We start from the raw sequence: 3,271 nt of genomic DNA on the forward strand, positions 1-3,271 counted from the left end.
AACATGTGGTTGGGGTGACCGGTCGTAACGCATACCAAATTTTTTTCCGCATCTTCGTAAGATGTATTCCGTAATTGAGTGAAATCCACTGTGTCACCTGATAAGCGAGTGATAAACTCTCGTAAGTGTGAAGTGGATACATTTAATTTTTTGCTGCTTTTTTAATATTGCCGTACTCGATGAGTACTTGATGGATTTGACGTAAAGTCATATTAGCAATAACAGCGTTTATTTGATAACGTTTTGGCACAGCAGTTTCTCATTTGTTTGGTTTTGTGTAAATAATACACTTTATAATCGGAATGAACTCAAAATGCAACTTTTATTGGGGTTCTAGACGAGAAACGTCCAAATTTCCGATTTGCCCTAAACTTGACTAACAGTGTTTCGAAATGAAAACATAAAGTAATCTATGGTCAAATAAAAGGCCAAAATTAAAGGCTGCGTAATGGAATTCAAAGTTGCAGGTGATTGTGATTCAAATTTGCATCCGATTACAATTCAAAATTGCAGTCAATTGTAACTGAAGATTACAGGTGATTGTAATTGTCGAGTAGCCACTCCCCATTACTGAGGAGCAGCTACTCGACTTCTATTTCATTTCTTTCGTAACATCTTGCGCCAGGAGTGCTGGATGACTTACTGGAATTCGAACTACTTTAGCACCTTCATTGAGATCAAGAGCTGTTATATCAACTACTTGTAAAGTTGGGAAATGATAGCTTTTGAAATACAGTTTACCGTTTTTCAAATCTTTGAATACTGTCCACTGTGTGGTTTCAGTGCCTGGCGTGCCTTTAGCATTTCTTACCATGCCGTTAGGAATAAAAACATTATCGATAATATGCTCCGATAAAACGACAGCCTTTTCCGCATTATCTACTGGAAATGCAGTTTTTTGTAAGAACGCCATTTTGACAAAACGTGAAGGCGGTGTGCTATCTCCTGGCAATCCAACCATGCCTGCACCTTGTCCGGTAGCAGAATAAATCATGCCATCGATTTCAATCGATTCAATAGCATAAGGCGATAAATTTACATAGTTTTTAAGATTGGTAAGTTGCCAATCAAAGGTCGGAGAATTGGTTAAAATGCCTAAGGGATTTTCATAAATTTGCCTTTTTCCTGCATTAAACTCAACAACAATACTTTTTCCATGAGCATCATTGATCACGAGATGCAAGGGGAAGGAGGATTCTTGACCATTAATATTTAACATCTGATCAAATATTATTAAGTTTTCAAGCGCCGCACGTGCTTCTTCAGTTGTTTTAAATTGGCTTAAGACCCAGTCTCCTAATTGAAAATAAGGAATAGCATTTTTCAGGTTTTCTTCATTTGCTTTAGGATATTGTGTATAACCAGGAAGATATAATAAGCCAATGCTGAGGCCTTGGTCATTCATGCCATCTACGGCATGATCTTGCCCAAAAAAGTTTAAATAAACAAAGCCATACTTAGCAGTCCAGGACTGGCTTGATTTACCATCGGGAATTGTGTTGCTAAATGTTTTTCCTTTAGGAGAAGTGACGATTTCACTGTTAAGCGATGGGCCGAACTCTAAGGTTCTACCAACGACAATAGCATTGTCTTTGGATTTGATCATTATATTGGTACAAGCATTAGCAAAATTGAAAAGGGTTAATAAAACGATAGAAAAAGCTATCCTGGCGAGCATGTTATATCCTTATTTTTTGAGTTTCTTCATTATAGTAGAAGCTTCTGAAATTCCTCTACATATCAGAAATAGCATGGATATTATGTGCAGTAATTTTTAGTTAACTTTATGTAAATAATTATATCTCAAACAAATATGGACATAGGTAGATGGATTGATTGAATAGAGAATACTCCCTACTGTTAAAGGTATTTCCTGATAGTATAAATACATGTTATTCAGGTTCTTCTATCCACTTTAATAGAGATACTCTAACAATCTCCTCAAATTTTGCTAAATTCATTGGAATTTTTTTGTTCGACTGTGCTCCCGATCCATTCCTTCTCAATTTCTACCGTTTTTCCAGCATGGATCTTAAAAGGCGAAAAGCACATTTCTGTGGGAAAAGCTTCAATACCAACACTATGCAATGCATTCGAACGATACTTATATATAGTATTAAGGACAGCTTTAAAATTACCCCAATCAATCAAAAACCCTTTTGGTAAATCAGTTCTGGGAGGCAAAGAATAATATTTATTAATAAAATCAATAAATTTTTATTTGCCTTTAAATGAATCGCATTTTCAAGCTCTTTAAAAATCGCTTCAGATTTATCCGTGGAATTTATTAACTCACATAACGTAGGGAACTCCTCTTTAACAAGATCAAGATTATTACTCTTATCCTTCTTAGACTCAGCTGCAATTTCAATAGCAGAAACAAATAAAATCCAAGAAACCTTGGGTGCTCTTTCGGCAAGAAAAAGGGGGTTTTGTTAACTACCTTTTGATTTAACACTGTTGTAAACGGACAAATTAAATTGCCGCCTTCAGCCACATTAAATTGCCTACCGTTCACCAATTAACAAGCATTTTCTGGCAGCCTCAAAAATCTCGGCAGTCAAGGTCGTCATGGAATTTATCTGCATAATCCGATAGGCTTGTTTCAGCAATCTGTTAATTAATCTGAAATTTCCGTTGGTCATTCGAATGACGGCGGCTACAGCCTCCTGATCTGTAAAATTGTCTTCCTCGATAACCAAGCCTAATCTGGAAAACTGGTTGGCTATTATAAATTCTATTTCACTTTTACCAAGATTTTTAAATTGGTGAACGAAACCTACCCTGGAGTACAGTTGAGGGTAATATTCAATAATTTTTTCAATGCCTGGCATTCCGATAAACACAAAGCTGATGCCTGTTTCATCATAGAATTCTCTTATTAATTCAAATGCCATGGATTTAAGTCGCTCAGCTTCGTCAATGATAATAAGCTCAACAAAATTATGATTCCTTATTTCATCAGGTATTTCTTCGGGATAAAGAGCCCTTTCCTTTAATAGATTAAATTCTCTTTTCATTCTTTTTAGGTCATCAATAATTTTTGCAGGTTTGGACAGGATTTGTGGGGTATAAAATAACGTATGCATCTTTTTCATGAAAAAATTTATTGAAGGTTTACCTACCGTATAGTTATGCTCAATATGCTTTTCTATTTTTTCCAGTTTGTGTAATGGTAGGCTGATTCTGTTTTACCAGCTCCAGCAGGACCATAACAAAGACCAATATATTTGTCGCGATGACAGGCTCTGCAAAATTCTTCAAATTGCTT

2 protein-coding genes are annotated in these 3,271 nt (G+C 35.8%); both read right to left on the minus strand.

Translation table 11 applies throughout. From position 1 onward, the window contains the following. Nucleotides 1–592 precede the first annotated feature (592 nt). A complete protein-coding gene (locus BN58_RS08190) occupies nucleotides 593–1,606 on the minus strand; it encodes a linear amide C-N hydrolase (RefSeq protein ID WP_198009848.1) in 1,014 nt (337 codons plus the stop codon). 901 nt (nucleotides 1,607–2,507) lie between these two features. Then, the gene (locus tag BN58_RS08200) at nucleotides 2,508–3,098 is read right to left on the minus strand and encodes an AAA family ATPase (protein ID WP_019216414.1); all 591 of its coding nucleotides are present in this window, start codon (nucleotides 3,096–3,098) and stop codon (nucleotides 2,508–2,510) included. Nucleotides 3,099–3,271: the final 173 nt, after the last annotated feature.

It is taken from the genome of Legionella tunisiensis, from assembly GCF_000308315.1.
In the GTDB taxonomy this organism is placed as follows: Bacteria; Pseudomonadota; Gammaproteobacteria; order Legionellales; family Legionellaceae; genus Tatlockia; species Tatlockia tunisiensis.

Bases quoted from the DNA above. Each gene is read 5' to 3' on its own strand.
- BN58_RS08190 (WP_198009848.1), bottom strand. From the start codon at position 1,606: ATGATCAAATCCAAAGACAATGCTATTGTCGTTGGTAGAACCTTAGAG.
- BN58_RS08200 (WP_019216414.1), bottom strand. From the start codon at position 3,098: ATGAAAAAGATGCATACGTTATTTTATACCCCACAAATCCTGTCCAAA.